The 18,335-nt window shown below is 40.6% G+C and carries 8 protein-coding genes and 2 pseudogenes; all 10 read left to right on the top strand.

Annotated features, from left to right (window positions below; translation table 11 throughout):
- The first annotated feature begins 205 nt into the window (after positions 1-205).
- The 10 genes and pseudogenes from KAN5_RS06485 (at position 206) to KAN5_RS06440 (ending at position 18,335) form a co-directional block, all read left to right on the top strand.
- Positions 206-2,307: pseudogene (locus tag KAN5_RS06485) on the top strand (DUF1302 domain-containing protein).
- Positions 2,308-2,317: 10 nt separating this feature from the next.
- Positions 2,318-3,682 carry a DUF1329 domain-containing protein gene (locus KAN5_RS06480; protein WP_244390775.1) on the top strand — a complete coding sequence of 455 codons (1,365 nt, stop codon included), beginning with the start codon at positions 2,318-2,320 and terminating at the stop codon, positions 3,680-3,682.
- Positions 3,683-3,813: 131 nt separating this feature from the next.
- Positions 3,814-4,815 (top strand): YCF48-related protein, encoded by a 1,002-nt coding sequence (locus KAN5_RS06475; protein ID WP_016709621.1) that lies wholly within the window; start codon positions 3,814-3,816, stop codon positions 4,813-4,815.
- Positions 4,815-7,139, top strand: coding sequence for an MMPL family transporter (locus KAN5_RS06470; RefSeq protein WP_244390774.1), 2,325 nt, complete (start codon positions 4,815-4,817; stop codon positions 7,137-7,139). The genes KAN5_RS06475 and KAN5_RS06470 overlap by 1 nt, the downstream gene beginning before the upstream one ends.
- Before the next feature lie 210 nt (positions 7,140-7,349).
- Positions 7,350-12,191, top strand: a complete 4,842-nt coding sequence (locus KAN5_RS06465) for an NAD-glutamate dehydrogenase (RefSeq protein ID WP_016709623.1) — start codon at positions 7,350-7,352, stop codon at positions 12,189-12,191.
- 114 nt (positions 12,192-12,305) lie between these two features.
- Positions 12,306-13,316 carry a quinone-dependent dihydroorotate dehydrogenase gene (pyrD, locus tag KAN5_RS06460; protein ID WP_244390773.1) on the top strand — a complete coding sequence of 337 codons (1,011 nt, stop codon included), beginning with the start codon at positions 12,306-12,308 and terminating at the stop codon, positions 13,314-13,316.
- A gap of 121 nt (positions 13,317-13,437) precedes the next feature.
- Positions 13,438-13,968, top strand: a complete 531-nt coding sequence (locus tag KAN5_RS06455; protein WP_016709625.1) for a cell division protein ZapC domain-containing protein — start codon at positions 13,438-13,440, stop codon at positions 13,966-13,968.
- Between the two features lie 90 nt (positions 13,969-14,058).
- Positions 14,059-16,176: a bifunctional 23S rRNA (guanine(2069)-N(7))-methyltransferase RlmK/23S rRNA (guanine(2445)-N(2))-methyltransferase RlmL gene (gene rlmKL / locus KAN5_RS06450; protein WP_244390772.1), complete on the top strand. Its 2,118-nt coding sequence runs from the start codon at positions 14,059-14,061 to the stop codon at positions 16,174-16,176.
- The gene (locus KAN5_RS06445) at positions 16,169-16,411 is read left to right on the top strand and encodes a glutaredoxin family protein (protein WP_016709627.1); all 243 of its coding nucleotides are present in this window, start codon (positions 16,169-16,171) and stop codon (positions 16,409-16,411) included. Before rlmKL ends, KAN5_RS06445 begins: the two co-directional genes overlap by 8 nt.
- 9 nt (positions 16,412-16,420) lie before the next feature.
- Positions 16,421-18,335 (top strand): annotated as a pseudogene (locus KAN5_RS06440) (ABC transporter ATP-binding protein).

Genomic DNA, 18,335 nt, shown 5'->3' with positions numbered 1-18,335 from the left:
TTAATTCAATTTGTCCTATTGTTAATTTACGTGTATAAATTATCTGGTAGGACGTCTTACCATTACGTAAACGCCAACTAAACAGAAAAATTATGACTGATTGAACGCGTTCTATTTGTAATTTCTTTATTTCGCTTCTATCGTTACGACTACACTAAAAACAATAACTTGATCACAAAATTACCCGCGACAGGGGGAACACACAATGATAAGAAGATCGCTTTTTGTTAAAAACAAAATATTTTTAGGCCTAGCTGCTGCAACATTAGGTTTATCAACAGGTGCGTCACACGCTGCTAACTTTGAAGTTGGTGGCTTTGATGTAACATTTGATTCAAACTTTTCCTATGGTCAAAGTATCCGCGTAGAAGACCGCGACTTTTCTTTGATTGGTAAAAGTAATAATCCTGCTTTTAATTGGACAGGCTATGATCCATCCCTTAATCCAATATACACAGCACAAGATGTGTGGGCACAGCCTGGCGCCTACTCAAATAATGGTGATGCTGGGGATTTAAATTTTGACAGTGGCGAATCCTTTTCGAAACTATTAAAAGGCACACACGATTTATCGATCAATAAAGATAACTATGGCTTGTTTACTCGCTTTATGTATTTTTATGATTTTGAGTTAATGGATGGCGATCGGGCTTATGTTAACCCTGTATCAGGTGGTGGCGTTGACCCATGTGATGATCCAGATACTAAAGAGCAAGTGTGCGCGGACATTCGCTTACTCGATGCCTTTGTATGGGCAGATTTTGATTTAAATGATGGTAAAAATCCATTATCAGTGCGGTTAGGTCAGCAAGTTGTCAACTGGGGTGAAAGTACGCTTATTTCACACGGTATCAATGTTAACCCTGTTGATATAGACCGTTTAAAAGCGCCTGGTGCTGAGCTAAAAGAAGCCTTTATTCCTGTGGGCATGCTATGGGCATCATTAGGTATTACCGACAACATCAACCTTGAAGCGTTTTATCAGTATGATTGGCATGAAACACGACTACCAGCAGCGGGGAGTTATTTTTCGACCAATGACTTTGCATCTGAAAACGGTTATCAGCAAAACATTCAGCTTGGCTTCACGTCTAACCCAGATATTGATCTGGCGTTTTTAACACAGAGCTTAAATAATTTACAAGCATCGTTTGGTGCTGCAGCTGCTGCACAAGGTATCGACCCAACCAGTGCTGAAGGTCAAGCATTACTTGCTAATATGTATTTAGCTTACCCAACTAAAGTAGCACTTAAAGGTAAGGGAGATGCAGGTAAGAGTGAGCCAAAAAATGGCGGCCAATACGGTTTACGTTTAGGGATGTTTTTACCTGAATTAAATGATACTGAAGTGGCGTTATACCACATTAACTATCATAGTCGTCGTCCACTTATTTCAGGTCAAGTATCTAACTTTACAAATGAAGCGATTGCTAAAGATTTGGCGATGATCCTCTCGCCGGATACACAGATCACTGAAGACAATATCACTCAACTGAACGCATTTACACAAGGTAAGTTAGTCTACCCTGAAGATATTAAGCTCTATGGTGTTAGCTTTAATACTTCAATTGGTGAGACGGCGTTTGCGGGGGAGTTTGCATTTCGTGAAGACGAGCCTCTGCAAATTGATGACGTTGAACTACTTTATGCAGGTATGCCTGAGCAGTTAGCTGTTGCAGGTATTCGTCCTGATTTTGCGGGTATTTCGCAAATGAGCCAAGGCGATGCAATTAGCGTTGTAGGACCTGGCGAAACAGCACAAGGTTATATTGAACGTAATACTGCACAACTACAGTTTACTGCTACACATTTATTTGGACCATCACTTGGTGCAGATAGTTGGGCTGTGGTCGGTGAAGTTGGGGGGTGCGTATTAATGATATGCCAGAGTACGACGAGTTACGTTTAAATGTCTCAGGTACTGGTCGCAGTGGTGTTATCACAGGTCCTGGCACTGATGATTATTCAACGCTGCATCTTGGTTTATCAAATGGGCCTGAAACGAACCCTTTCCCGAGCGCATCAGCATGGGGTTACCGCTTAATTGCTAAAGGTGATTATTTTAACTTCTTTAAGGGGGTTAACTTTTCACCTCGATTTGTTTTTTCTCACGATGTAAATGGTATTACACCTGATCCAATGTTCTTATTTATTGAAGACCGTAAATCACTAGGTGTTACAGCAAACTTTAATTACCAAAACGCGTGGTCGTTTGACTTTAGCTACAACTCATTCTGGGGTGGTGGTCAAACTAATACATTCTCTGACCGCGATTTTGTTTCTTTTAATATTAAATATTCAATTTAAGGGTATCATCATGATAAAAAAACCTACCCTCATTGCACTAACGCTATGTAGTTTGTTTTCTACAACGGCTGTAGTTGCTAAAATGACTAGCGAAGAAGTAGCACGTTTAGGTGCGGATTTAACACCAGTAGGTGCTGAAAAAGCAGCCAATGCAGATGGCTCGATTCCAGCTTGGACGGGTGGTATTACCACTCCACCTGCAGGGTATACGCCAGGTATGCATCACCCAGACCCATATGCCAATGACAAAGTACTTTTCACCATTGATAAATCAAATGTTGATAAATACAAGGCTAACTTAAGCCCAGGCCAAGTTGCACTTTTTGAAGCGTACCCAGATACCTTTAAAATGAATATCTATACAACCCATCGTAGCGCTTCTAATCCGCAGTTTGTTTATGATGCAACGAAGCAATATGCACCTACCGCAGAGTTGATTGAAGAAGGGAACGGCATAAAAAATACCGCCATTGGTATTCCTTTTCCAATTCCTAAAAATGGCTTAGAAGCGATTTGGAATCACTTATTACGTTATCGTGGTCTCTCGATTGAACGTTTTGGTGGCCAAGCTGCACCGACGGCGTCAGGCTCATACAACATGGTTGGCTTTGATGAGCAATTGTTAGTTAAATATTCAGACCCAAAAGCGACTCCATCGGAGCTGCAAGAGTCAAATATTTTATTTAAATTTAAACAAAAAGTGACAGAGCCTGCACGACTTGCAGGAACGGCGTTATTAGTTCATGAGACGATGGACCAAATACTTACCCCTCGCCAAGCATGGACTTACAATACCGGTCAGCGTCGTGTTCGCCGTGCCCCTAACGTAGCCTATGATGCACCTGGAACTGCGGCTGATAGCCTTCGTACCACAGATGATTTTGATATGTTCAATGGTTCACCAAATCGCTATACGTGGACACTAAAGGGTAAGCAAGAGCTTTATGTTCCTTACAATAGCTACAAATTGCATAGCGACAAGCTTGAATATGATGATATTTTAATGGCGGGGCACATTAATCCTGAGCATGTGCGTTATGAAAAGCACCGTGTTTGGGTCGTTGAAGCGAACCTAAAAGGCGATACTCGTCATATCTATAAAAAGCGCGTGTTTTATATAGATGAAGATAGCTGGCAAGTTCAAGTAACAGATATCTATGATAACCGTGATCAAATGTATCGAGTTGCGATGGCGCATACGATCAACTACTACGATGCGTTGACTAATTGGAGTACGCTCGATGTGTATCATGATTTGAATTCACGCCGCTACCTTGCAATCGGTTTAGATAACCAAGAGAAAATGTACGATTTTTCACAATCGTTTAACGATAATGAATTTACCTCGAGCGCACTGCGCCGCGAAGGTCGTTAATTCATTCAAGCACCTGGCCTAAGCCAGGTGCTTTTTTGTTCCAAATCGCGTTTGTCATTCTGACACGTATGGGGTCCCCCGATTGCTCGTTATATACCGACAAACACACTCTTTCAAGGCGATTTAAAAATATGAAGTACATGCTTTATGCAGGCCTTGCTATTACTGCAAGCCTTTCAACACAATCAATAGCGTCTGAACCGCTTGCGGCTATTACTGCAACAAAAGCAGATAAAACGTTGTTGACTGATATTGAATTTACAGGAAAGCAATTGGTCGCTGTAGGGAAGCACGGCACTATAATTACAAGTGTTGATGCAAAAGACTGGCAACAAGCTGCTGTGCCAAGCCAAGTGTTATTAACAGCGGTCACCTTTAATGGTAGTGAGCGCGGTTGGGCGTGTGGCCATGATGCAACAATCATTAACACAACGGACGGTGGGGCGAATTGGCAATTACAACAAGTAAATACACAATTGGATAAACCCTGCTTAGACATCTTATTTATTACTGAGCAACACGGTTTTGCCGTTGGTGCTTATGGTATGTTTTATGAAACCACAGATGGTGGAGAAAACTGGCAAAAACGCTTTTTAGATTCATTGCTATTTGCAGAAGACCAAGAATACTTAAATGATTTAAAAGATTCTGATCCTGAAGCCTATGAAGCTGAAACAGCCTCAATACTGCCGCACTTCAATCGTATTGTTGCAACGGGTAATAAACTTATGCTGGTTGGTGAAATGGGGTTACTTGCTCACAGTACAGATAATGGCAAAAGCTGGCAACGTGATGAAGAAATTTATATGGGCTCTTTCTTTGCATACGCCAGTGACGATCATGGCGAGGAAGTTGTAGCGGGATTACGCGGCAATATTTTCAGCCGTCAACAAGAACAGCAGTGGCGACCAATAAACAATGATAAAACAGCCACAGTAAACAGTATTATTAAAGCAGGTGAAAACCATTGGCTGTTACTTGCTAATAGCGGGGTGATTTTTCATTACATAAATAATCAATTAACAGTTGAGCAGTTACCCGATGGTAAAGCTATTTTAGATGCGGTTATTTTTGATAATCAGTTGGTTATGGCTTCAGAAAATGGCATTAAAGTGAAGGAGATGGCTGAATAATGCATGCAATCGTAGAATTCTTAGAAAAAGCTGTTTTTCGTCATCGATTATTGATGGTAATGAGCTTTATTGTAATTACGTGTTTTTTAGGGTTTAAAGCCACGCAAATCCAACTAGATGCCTCATTTAATAAAAATATTCCACTTAATCATGATTACATGAAAGTGTATTTAAAGCATGAAAAACAATTTGGTGGGGCAAATAGTATTTTAATCTCCGTATGTGATGATAGCGGCGATATTTTTAATCCTGAATTTTTTACACAATTAAAAGCGGTCCACGATCAGCTGTATTTTATACCTGGAGTAAACCGGCCCTTAGTGAATTCAATTTTTGCCCCAAGCGCACGTTTTGTCGAAGTCGTTGAAGATGGGTTTGCCGGCGGACCAATTATCCCAGCTAATTTTACAGCAGACAAACGTGGTTTAGCGGTTGTAAAAGAAAATATTGAAAAGGCCAAAGTAGTTGGTCGCATGATAGCATCCGATTATTCATGCGCCATGGTAACAGCGCAGTTAATGGAAACGGATCCACAAACCCAAGACAAACTGGATACCTTAGCGTTTGCTCAAAAACTAGAAAGTGAAATTAGAGAGCCATTAAGTACGGATAAAGTCAGCATCCATATCATTGGTTTTGCCAAGATGGCTGGTGATATTGCTGAAGGCGCGAAGGGCGTCGTGTTATTTTTTGCTATCGCAATTGCGTTTACCTTCGTGATGGTGTGGTTATTTTGTGGCAGTTTAAAGCTGACTATTTTGCCAATTACTTGTTCTATTATCGCCGTGGTTTGGCAGTTAGGATTATTATCGAGCCTAGGATTTGGCTTAGATCCGATGTCAATTTTAGTGCCATTTTTAGTGTTTGCGATTGGTGTAAGCCATGGTGTACAAATGATCAATGCGATTGGGAAAAAAGTTGCAGAGCAAGACAGTGATACCCGTCTTTGTTGTCAGGCAAGTTTTAGAGCGCTATTGATCCCAGGTGGCATTGCATTGTTATCTGACACCGTTGGCTTTTTAACCTTACTGACAATTGATATTGGTATAATTCGTGAGTTGGCTATTACAGCAAGTTTAGGTGTCGCGGTTATTATTTTCACTAACTTAGTGTTATTACCTGTGTGGGCATCTTATATGCATTTTGACAGCACAGTGCATATCCAATCAGGAAATAGTGACAAGCCAAATATGCTTGATACTTTGCGTGACTTATTAGTGAAAACCACCGATCCTAAATGGGCTAAAGTCATTATAGCCAGTACTCTAGTGCTATTTGCTTTGGGCTATTGGCAAGCAGGAAAAATGCATATTGGAGATTTACACGCGGGTGCACCGTCATTGCATCAAGATGCGCGTTATAACCAAGATACATTTTTAATATCGGACAAATACACCATTTCTTCGGATATTCTTAAAGTGATTGTAGAAGCGTATCCAGCAGCTTGTACAGAGCACGATGTAATGGAGCGGATCAGCCGCTTTCAATATAAAGTTGAAAACCTTGCCGGAGTGCAGTCTGCTGTAACGCTAAGCTCAGTTGCGCAATCAGTAAATGCAGGCTACAACGAAGGTAATTTGAAATGGCAAAGCTTGCCACGTAATACCGCAAGTTTAGTGCAGTCAACGGCAAGAGTTGAAACCAGTACCGGGTTACTCAATGGTGATTGTTCAGTCATGCCAGTGATCATCTTTTTAGACGATCATAAAGCGCAAACCATTGAGCATATCATTGCAAGTGTTAAGCAATTTGCTATCGAAGAGCAAACCGACACATTACACTTTAAGTTGGCATCAGGACCTGTAGGCGTAATGGCTGCAACCAATGAGTCAGTCTCAGCGGCGCAATTGCCAATGATGCTTTATGTCTATGGGGCGGTGATTATTTTATGCTTAATTAGCTTTAAGAGCGTAAAAGCAACCATTGCTGTCGTGCTACCTCTATACATAGTGTCCACGTTGGCTCAGGCTTTGATGGTGCAGCTTGAAATAGGGCTAACAGTTTCAACCTTGCCTGTTATTGCATTAGGGGTGGGAATTGGTGTTGATTACGGAATTTATATTTTGTCATCTATGATGGGGCAACTAAAGCAAGGTGTGGCATTACCTGTTGCGTATCGAAATGCGCTAATTGAACGTGGCAGTGCGGTATTATTCACCGGAATTACCTTGGCCATCGGTGTCAGTACTTGGATTTTCTCTGATCTGAAGTTTCAAGTAGACATGGGGATATTGTTAACCTTCATGTTTTTGGTCAATATGCTCGGTGCGGTGTTACTTTTACCGGCAATCGGCAGTTTACTCTGGACTGACCAGAAAAAATAATGTGAATAATTTTGCTCCTAAATGGCCTGTATTGGCCATTTATATCTATAATTTGTGAATAGATGACCAAATAGCTGAAATGCTTAAAATGTTTTCATCGAAAGGGCTGTTTATTAATTTTAAAAGGGTTAGAATTTGCCTGACTCCACACAATAAATTGCTGTACAAATTTTCCACCTAAGTCGGTGGTATAGATTTAAGGAACATGTAATGACACGAAATGAAGGGCAAGCCTCGGTTATCTTAGATAATGTCTGTAAGCTGATCCAGAAAAAAGTTCACGCTGATAATGTGTTACTCGTTGAGAAATTCGCCAAATCCTTGTACAGCAATATGTCTAAAGAAGATTTGGCACATCGCAATGATAGTGACTTATATGGCGCTGCACTTAGCCTATGGAACTCGCTAGAAAAAAATACCTCTGATGACGCGGTTATCCGTGTTTTCAATCCTGAAGTAGCAAAAGATGGCTGGCAGTCATCGCATACAATCGTAGAAATTATCACTAAAGATATGCCATTTCTAGTTGATTCGGTGCGTATGGCGATGACCCGTGAAAATATCGCCTCTCACTTGCTACTGCATAGCCCACTTAAAATTCAACGCGATAAGAACGGGAAGATTTCAGCCGTTTCTAATTTAAAAGCGGAACAAGAATCCAGCTCGACAAAAACGGTATTTTTTATCGAAATCGATCGTCAAACAGATTCTTCAGTGATCGACTCGTTCAAAAAAGAACTTGAGTCAGTGCTCAACGATGTCTCTACTGCGGTAGAAGATTGGCAGCCGATCCGTAAAAAGTTAGTTGCGGTCACCAAAGAGTTACCTAAGCGTCACCACAACAACAATGCCAGTGAAGTGGCTGAAACAGTTGAATTTTTAGATTGGTTAGCGAAAGATAATTTTACTTTAATGGGTTATCGTCAATATGATTTGATACCTGTTCAAGGTGACTATCAACTCAAAGGTAAGATCGAGGGCAGTTTAGGTTTGATGAAAAATTCAACCGAAGAACATTCTCGATTGTTATCTGATTTACCAGAAGTTGCACGCCAAGAAGCGCGTAATAATAACTTACTGATCTTGACTAAAACTAACTCATTATCACGAGTTCATCGCCCAGCATACATAGATTATGTTGGTATTAAACGTTTTGATGACGAAGGTAATGTAATTGGTGAAGACCGTTTTATCGGTTTATTCTCATCAAGTTTCTATAACAACAGTGCCGCTGATGTGCCTGTATTAAAAAGCAAAATTAATCGCATCATGGAAATGTGTGATTTTGCCAAAGGCACACATGCGTACAAAGCGGTATTAAATATTCTTGAGACTTATCCGCGCGATGAGTTAGTACAAGCACGCGAAAGTGAGTTACTTGAAGTTGCAATGGGTGTATTGCAAATACAAGAACGTGATATGTGTCGCTTATTTGTTCGTAAAGATGCTTATGGCCGTTTCTTCTCTTGCATGGTTTATGTACCACGTGAGCGTTATAACACAGCACTACGCCGCGAAACGCAATGTATCTTAGCAAACGCATTTAATTCTGACGATAAAGTCGAATTTACTACCTTTTTCTCAGAGTCAACACTAGCGCGTACTCACTATACCGTGCGTGTGACTGACAACAATATCGAATATAACGTGAAAGACATCGAAAATAATTTAGTAGAAGCCGCTCGTACTTGGGAAGATAAACTACAGTCAGCATTATTAGAATCAGCTGGTGAAGCGCGTGGTAATGAACTTAATCGTAAATACTGCAATGCATTTGCCCGTTCATACAAAGATGAAGTATTGCCAAGTGCGGCCGTTGTTGATATTGAAAAGCTTGAATTGCTTAACGATGATAATAAACTCGAAATGTTGTTTTATCGTCCGCAAGAAGAAGCAAACAGTAATATTGTTCGTTTGAGCCTATTCCATAAAGACGTACCAATTCATCTATCTGATGTTATGCCAATGCTTGAAAACTTTGGCTTACGTGTCATTGGTGAAACGCCATATTCAGTTAAAACCAGTGATGGCAGTGTTAACTGGATCATGGATTTCTCTATGTTACTTGATAGTAAAGGGATCGCTGATTTTGATAAAGTATCCGCGCGTTTTCGTGCTGCACTGACCAGTGTATGGAGTAATCGTTTAGAAAACGATGGTTTTAATCGTTTAGTGCTAATGGGTGGCTTAACTGGCCGTGAAGCATCAATTCTTCGTGCTTATGCAAAGTATATGCGTCAAGTTGGGGTTACTTTCTCGCAAAGTTACATCGAAAGCACCTTAGCGAACTACCCTCATATTGGCTCACAAATTGTCAATTTATTCGCTAAAAAATTCTCAGTGAAAAGTCCAGCAAGTGTTAAAACACTTGATAAGCTAATTGCGCAAATTTACCTTGAGCTTGAAAACGTTGCTAACTTAGATGATGACCGTATCATCCGTTTGTACGTGGATATGATCATTGCTACGTTACGTACTAACTACTTTCAAAAAGATGACACTGGCCAGTTCAAATCGTATGTGTCATTTAAAGTTAACCCGAGTTTAATTCCAGATATGCCATTGCCGTTACCGGCATTTGAGATATTTGTTTATTCACCGCGCGTTGAAGGTGTGCATTTACGCGGTGGTAAAGTGGCTCGTGGTGGTCTGCGTTGGTCTGATCGTCGTGAAGATTTCCGCACTGAAGTATTGGGCTTAGTTAAAGCACAACAGGTTAAGAACACGGTGATCGTCCCGGTAGGGTCTAAAGGTGGCTTTGTATGTAAACAACTGCCTACGGATCGTGATGCGTTTTTCAAAGAAGGCCAAGAGTGCTACAAAATCTTTATTCGCGGTTTATTAGACATTACAGATAACATCATCCAAGGCGAGATTGTGCCACCTGTTGATGTGACACGTCATGATGAAGATGATGCATACTTAGTTGTTGCAGCGGATAAGGGCACGGCGACGTTCTCAGATATTGCCAATGGTATCGCGAATGAATATAACTTCTGGCTAGGTGATGCATTTGCATCGGGTGGCTCTGTGGGTTATGACCATAAGAAAATGGGTATTACTGCGAAAGGTGGTTGGGAATCTGTTAAGCGTCACTTCCGTGAAATGGATATTGATACGCAAACTACAGACTTTACTGTGGTTGCAATTGGTGACATGGCAGGGGATGTATTCGGTAATGGTATGTTGTTATCGAAGCATATTCGTCTGCAAGTGGCATTTAACCATTTACACATTTTTGTTGATCCAAACCCAGATTCAGCAACGTCTTACCCAGAGCGTGAACGCTTGTTTAATTTACCACGTTCTTCATGGGAAGATTATAATAAAGAGTTAATTTCAGCGGGCGGTGGGGTATTCTCTCGCGCTGCTAAATCAATCACTTTAACGCCAGAAATGAAGAAAATGTTGGGCACTAAAAAAGCCAGCATGACACCAAATGAATTGATCAAAGCCAGTTTAATGATGGAGTTTGATTTATTATGGAATGGTGGTATCGGAACTTACATTAAGAGCAGTAAAGAAAGCGATGCTGATGTAGGTGATCGTGCTAATGATGCACTGCGCATTAATGGCCACGAGTTAGGTGCAAAAGTATTTGGTGAAGGTGGTAACTTAGGCGCGACACAACTAGGTCGTATTGAGTTTGCTACTAAAGGTGGTCGTGTAAACACTGACTTTATTGATAATGTGGGTGGTGTTGCGTGTTCTGATAACGAAGTAAATATCAAAATTTTACTTAATGGTTTAGTCACAGCAGGTGATTTAACGCGTAAACAACGTGATGAATTGCTGTACTCAATGACTGATGAAGTAGCACAACTAGTATTGAAAGACTGTTATCGTCAAACCCATACGCTGTCTATTACGCAATCTAAAGGTTCATCAACGCTAAAAGAGAAAGTACGTTTTATCCATGCGCTTGAAAAAGAAGGCAAGTTAAACCGTGCAATTGAATTTATTCCAAGTGATGAAGAATTGGCAGAACGCGCTGCCGCGGGTAAAGACCTCACTCGCCCAGAGCTATCGGTGCTTGTTTCTTATGCCAAGATGGTACTGAAAGAGTCATTAGTGACAGACGAAATTACAGAAAATCCGTATTATCGTCAGCTTTTAGTGAAGTCATTCCCATTACCGCTGCGTGAAAAATTCAACGCAGCAATGGATAATCACCCACTGCGTAAAGAGATCATTGCAACTAAACTTGCTAACAATATCGTTAATGATATGGGCCTTAATTTCATGGTGCGTATGCATGAAGAAACAGGTGCAAATGAAGCTGAAGTTGCATTATGTTACTCAGTTGCCAGTGAAGTGTTCCAAATGCGTGACACCTGGTCTGCAATTGTGGCGCTGGATAATAAGATCCCAGCTGCAGTACAAACTGAAATGCTGTATCAATTACGTCGTACAGTACGCCGTGCAACACGTTGGTTCTTACGTCACCGTAATAAAGCGCAAAATATTGAGCAAACAATTGCATTCTTCGCACCAACGTTTGCTGACTTAAGTGCAAACTTAACCAGCTATATGGTTGAAAAAGAAAGTGAACGTTTAAACAAAGCGGCTGAAAAACTAATAGATAGTGCAGTACCTGCAGAGCTTGCAACACGTATAGTATCGCTATCTAGCCTGTTCTCAGTAATGGATTTGGCTGAAGTAGCTGCGAATTCAGGCCGCAGTATTGATATGGTGTCGAATACCTACTTCAAACTTGGCGCCCGCATGGGTCTACATTGGTTCTTAGATCAAATTACCAATCAACCAGTGGCAAACCATTGGCAAGCCTTGGCACGTGCTTCTTATCGTGAAGAACTTGATTGGCAACAACGTACATTATCAGAAGTAGTACTAAACAACTTCACAGGTGATGACAAAGACGTTGACAGTCAAATTGATCACTGGATGGATAGCCAAGATTTACTATTGCAACGCTGGAAGCAAATGTTGGCTGAGTTTAAAACTTCACAAAGCCATGATTTTGCTAAGTTCTCAGTCGCACTTCGCGAACTTATGTTACTGAGTCATAACTGTGATTCGTCAACAAAATAAGCGATTACTAGTGCTTCATTATTTTCTCAACTGAAAATAATGAGTTAATCACTAAAATTGTTATACAATACCCCAGCCTAGTCTGGGGTATTTTTTTATAAAGAGGATTATTTGATGTTTTACGATCTAGCTCGCCGTTTTATGTTCACCCGTGATGCGGAATGGGCCCATGAATTTGCACTGCATAATTTACGCCGTTTTAATAATACGCCATTCAGTGCCGCATGGTCTCAATCAGTGGCAGATCGCCCCGTAGAATTTTTAGGCTTACAATTTAAAAACCCAGTTGGACTTGCTGCAGGCCTTGATAAAAATGCCGAGTGTATTGATGCTTTTGCAAAAATGGGGTTTGGTTTTATTGAAGTGGGGACTGTCACACCACGTCCACAAGCGGGGAATGATAAACCACGTATTTTCCGCCTGCCAGAATCAAATGCCATTATTAATCGTATGGGTTTTAACAATAAAGGGGTGGATAACCTAATTAATAACGTCAAAGCAGCGAAGTATGACGGTATTTTAGGTATTAATATTGGTAAAAATAAAGATACCCCAAATGAGCAGGGTAAAGACGATTATATCCACTGTATGCGTAAAGTGTTTGAACATGCATCATATATCACTGTAAATATCTCTTCACCCAATACACCAGGCTTGCGTGATTTGCAATATGGTGCTGCACTGGACGATTTATTGCAAAGCTTAAAGAACGAACAATTAGATTTAATTGCTAAGCATGATAAACAAGTCCCCATGCTGGTAAAAATTGCGCCAGATCTTGATGAAGTGCAAATTGCCCAAGTGAGTGAGTCTTTGATCAATAATAAGATCGATGGTGTGATCGCGACAAATACAACCTTAGAGCGTGCAGCTGTGCAAGGTCAACAGTATGCAAATGAAGCGGGCGGCCTGTCTGGTCAGCCAGTGCGTCATCGTTCAACCCAAGTTGTGCAAGAGCTGAAGCGTTTAACTGCAGGAAAGTTACCAATTATTGGGGTGGGGGGCATTGATGATTCAGCTAGCGCCAACGAAAAGTTTTCAGCAGGAGCTGATCTTGTCCAAGTATACACAGGATTTATATATAAAGGCCCGCAATTGGTAAAAACGATCCTGCAAGGCTTATAAGGATCAGTTATTTAAGCTTTTGATCATTCAATAAATGTTCTAAGGAAATGTTTATTAATTGGTCAAAAGCGGCTATAATTCGCTATTCATAAGATTAATTTATAAGGAGCATAGGAAACGCATGTTACAAGCATCAAAGCAATGGAAGTGGATTGCTTGTCCAGTAAAAAATCGCTTGTTGATCGACTTAGATCAAGATATGCAACTGTGCACGCCTTATAAACTCCGCCAACTTACTGATTCAGTGCTCACGCAACCATGTTTTAGTTTAGAAGACGCCGCGTTTTATCAGCAAGTTTATCAATACCTTGATGGTTTTAATGTGTGGAAAACTGCGCAATTGTGTCAAATTGCACTCAATGCAACTGCTGCAAAGTTTTACCTAAAACCTATGTTGGCAAAAAGTTGGTTTTTTGACCCTTATACTGGCAGTGAGCCGAGTGTTGAAGCTGTGATAAAACTGCATAGCCGCCTTCAGGCTGGTGAGTTTTTAATTGTAGAACACAGTAAAGATGCGTCATTATGTATTAGTTTAGCTGAGCATTTTCAGCTTGATGAAAATTTAAGTCTGAATCAGTTTGAGGCTATTCGAGTGCTTAATAACCGCGTTCACCCAATTTATAACCACGTTCAAAACAGTAAAACTGCTTAAGCATATTTTTTAGCGTTCCTGCCTTTATCGCGTGTTTGTCTGCCAACCTATGTTATAATCCTGCGCAATTAGCTATCAAGGGTTATTACTTTGCATTTTATCGCACTTACTTCTATCGGAATCGAAAACTTATTGGTTGAAGAACTTACTGACATTGGCGCCACGGTGACCAAGCAAACGGTGGGCTCTGTACGCTTTGAAGGTGACACTACATTAGCACAAAAAGTGTGTTTGATGAGCCGCTTCGCAACTCGTGTACTTATGTTGATTGAAGAGAAAGAAGGCGTAAATGATAAAGAAAGCCTCTACAAGTTTGCTCGTTTGCAACCATGGCAAGAATGGTTTGGCCCAACGCAAACATTCGCAGTTGACTTCAATGGCACTAATGATGCACTTAAGAATACTCAATTTTCAGGTTTGGTGATTAAAGATGCCATTGTTGACTATTTTAATGATTTATACGAACAACGCCCTAACGTAGATAAACAAGATGCCAATGTTCGTGTTGTTGCACGTTTATCGCGTCAAGGTGTGGCTATGTATATTGATTATTCAGGTCCGCGGTTATCAGAGCGTGGTTATCGTGAAGGCCAAGGTAAAGCACCAATTAAAGAGCATTTAGCAGCGGCACTTATTAAACGCAGTGGTTGGCTCGAGAATGTACAGCAGCCATTATTTGACCCTTGTTGTGGTGCCGGTACTATTTTAATAGAAGCTGCTGGTATGGCACGTAATGAAGCGCCGGGACTATTCCGTGAAGGTTTTGCATTTGAACGTCTACCAAGCTTTAGAATTGCCAAGTACAAAGAATTAAGAGAGCAGTTAATTGCTCAGATCACCGATCCTAAACTATGGCTTATAGGTCATGATTATGATGCCAATGTATTAAGCAAAGCAGTAGATAATGCGCGCAGAGCTGGACTTGGTGATGTAATTAAATTTAAACAAAGTGATGCAACTAAACTGACCTCAGTGGCAAAACTACCTGGTGTGGTTATTTCAAACTTGCCTTATGGTGAGCGTATTGGCTCTATGGCTGAGTTAGTCAGTTTGCACAGTGCGTTAGGCACTGGCTTTAAAAAACATTTTAATAACTGGAAACTTGCTCTATTGGGCATGGATGAAAGCCTATTTAAATTATTAAAACTGGTTAAACTTAAACGCTATAAGTTTAAAAATGGCCCGCTTGATGTGGTACTTAATCTATACCAGTTAGATGATAAACAAGTTAGCCAAACAACCGAAGACAAGCCCGCATTGAATTTTGAAGGCTCGTTGTCATTTGCTAATCGCGTGAAGAAAAATAAGCAAGGGTTAAAAAATTGGCTTAAGCAAAATGAAATTCAAGCTTATCGTGTGTATGACGCTGATATTCCAGAGTACAATGTTGCAGTGGATGTTTATGGCGATTCGGCGGTTATTTTTGAATACGCAGCCCCGAAAGAAATTGATGATGCTACCGCACATAAACGTTTACAAGACGTAATCTCTCTAACTGCACAACAGCTTAATATTGCACCAGGCAATATTGCTGTCAAAGTCCGTAAAAAACAAAAAGGTGAAGAGCAATACACACCAATGGCCAAACAAAACAGGACTCAAGTCGTTGAAGAGTTTGGTGCCAAGTTTAAGGTAAACTTATTTGATTACCTAGACACAGGGTTGTTTTTAGACCATCGCCTTGCGCGTCGTTATATTCAAGAAAACGCCAAAGATAAGCGCTTTTTAAACTTGTTTGCGTACACGGGCACAGCCTCTGTCCACGCAGCTCTTGGTGGTGCCAAAGCGATTACTACGGTTGATTTATCAAAAACCTACTTAAAGTGGGGGCAAGATAATTTTGAACTGAATAACATCAGTAATACCCGTTATCGCTTTGAGCAAGCAGATTGTTTGAAGTGGCTGGAATATGCAACTAGTCAATATGATTTGATCTTTTTAGATCCACCGACATTTTCAAACTCAAAACGTATGAAAGATGCATTTGATGTACAACGTGATCACATTAAGTTATTAACGTGGGTTAAAAAAATTCTCAGTCCATCGGGTACTTTGATATTTTCGAATAATAAGCGTGGTTTTACCATGGATGAAGTGGGTTTAATTGGCTTAGGCTTAAAAGCGCAAAATATTTCAGAGCAAACATTATCGCCTGATTTTAAACGTAATAAACAGATCCATAATAGCTGGTTAATTACGCATGGCTAATTGGGTACTATATCATACTGATGGGTGTCATTTGTGCGAGCAAGCGCAGTCTTTGATTGGTCCATTGTTAGGTGATGATTCATTACTGCTTGTTGATATTATCAGCGATGATTCATTGATCGCTGAATATCAGACTAGTATCCCAGTTTTAAAAAGCGAACAAGGCAGACAATTGTATTGGCCTTTTACTGCGCAAGATGTGCGTCAGTTTTTTACGCAAACAGAAAAAGAGTAAACAGATCATATGGACTTAATTAGAATTTCTAAAGCTCAACTCGCGTACGGCACGCACCCATTACTTGATAACGCGGATGCAATTATTGAAAGTGGTGAGCGCGTGTGTGTGGTTGGCCGAAATGGCGCTGGTAAATCAACACTATTAAAAGTACTCGATGGCCAAGTGATTTTAGATGATGGTGAAATAAATCAGCTTGGTAGCATTAAAATTTCACGCTTAGAGCAAGATCCTCCAAAAGGTGCCAGCGGTTCGGTGTTTGATTATGTCGCACAAGGCATGCCTGAAATAGCTAATTTACTCATTGATTATCATCATGTTAGTACCCAGCTACAAACGCAGTGCACAGATCAACTATTAAATAAGTTAGAGCGTTTATCAAACCAGCTCGAAGCGGCAGATGGCTGGCGCTTTGATAGTCGAATTCAATTAGTTTTAACGCGTTTGGAATTGTCTCCTGAAGCTAAACTTGAGTCGCTTTCAGGTGGTTGGTTACGAAAAGTGGCACTTGCGCGTGCGCTGGTCAGTGAGCCTGATTTACTGCTACTTGATGAGCCTACCAACCACTTAGACATGGAAAGTGTGATGTGGCTTGAGCAGTTTTTGAAAGAGTTTAAAGGTGGCATCGTATTTATTTCTCATGACCGTGCTTTTATTCGCGCTGTGGCGACACGAATTTTAGATTTAGACCGTGGTAAATTAATTTCCTACCCTGGTGACTATGCAACTTATTTAGAGCAAAAAGCCCACGATTTAAAAGTCGAAGAAGCACAAAATGCGTTGTTTGATAAACGCCTAGCTGAAGAGGAAGCGTGGATCCGCCAAGGTGTTAAAGCCCGACGTACGCGTAATGAAGGTCGGGTACGTGAACTTAAGCAACTTCGTAATGAGCGTAAGCAACGAGTGGATCAAGTTGGTAAAACTGACTTTAACATTGAAACGGCTGACCGCTCTGGTAAATTAGTGTTTGAGGCTAAGCACTTAAATCATCAATTCAATAAAGACAAAATAATTGCTCGTGATTTCTCTACCCTTGTTATGCGTGGTGATCGCATCGGTTTAGTTGGGCCTAACGGGATTGGTAAAACAACCTTATTAAAATTATTATTTGGTGATATTGCAGCGGATGAAGGAATAGTTAAACAAGGCGTCAATCTTGAATTTGCATATTTTGACCAATACCGCCAGAAGCTAGATGAAGAAGCAACAGTACAAGACAATGTTGCAGAAGGTAAGCAAGAAGTAATGATGAATGGTCGTTCACGGCATGTACTTGGCTACTTGCAAGACTTCTTATTCCCGCCTGCGCGAGCGCGTACGCCGGTTAAAGCATTGTCTGGTGGTGAAAAGAACCGCTTATTATTAGCAAAGCTCTTCTTAAAGCCGTCAAATATTCTGGTTCTTGATGAGCCAACCAATGATTTGGATATAGAAACCCTTGAGTTGTTGGAAGATATCATTAATCAATATCAAGGTACTGTGCTAATTGTTAGTCATGACCGTGAGTTTATTGATAACACTTGTACCAGTGTTTGGGCGTTTGAAGGGAATGGCGTGATCACCGATATTGTCGGTGGTTATAGCGACTACGAAGCCTATACAAACTATTTAGCACAACAAAAAAAGCATGAGAGCACGCCAGCTAAAAAAGCAAGCTGTAGTTACAGCTCCTGTTATTAAAGCTGAAAATAAAACGAATAAACTCTCTTACAAATTAAAACTTGAATTAGAGCAATTACCCAGTAAGCTTGAACAACTTGAGCAAGCATTAGAAGCACAGCAAGTTGTGGTTAATGACGCTAATTTCTTTAAACAAGATGCCAGCATAACAACCAAAGAGTTGAACCATTTAGCACAACTTGAGTCTGACCTTGAAGCCGCTTTGGAGCGCTGGGAAGAACTTGAAGATTTAAAGAATCAGTAG

Origin of the sequence: Pseudoalteromonas sp. KAN5, assembly GCF_022846535.1 — a bacterium.
Lineage (GTDB): Bacteria > Pseudomonadota > Gammaproteobacteria > Enterobacterales > Alteromonadaceae > Pseudoalteromonas > Pseudoalteromonas haloplanktis.
The sequence above is the reverse complement of the archived record's forward strand: the minus strand, read 5'-3'. Positions and strand labels throughout refer to the sequence as shown.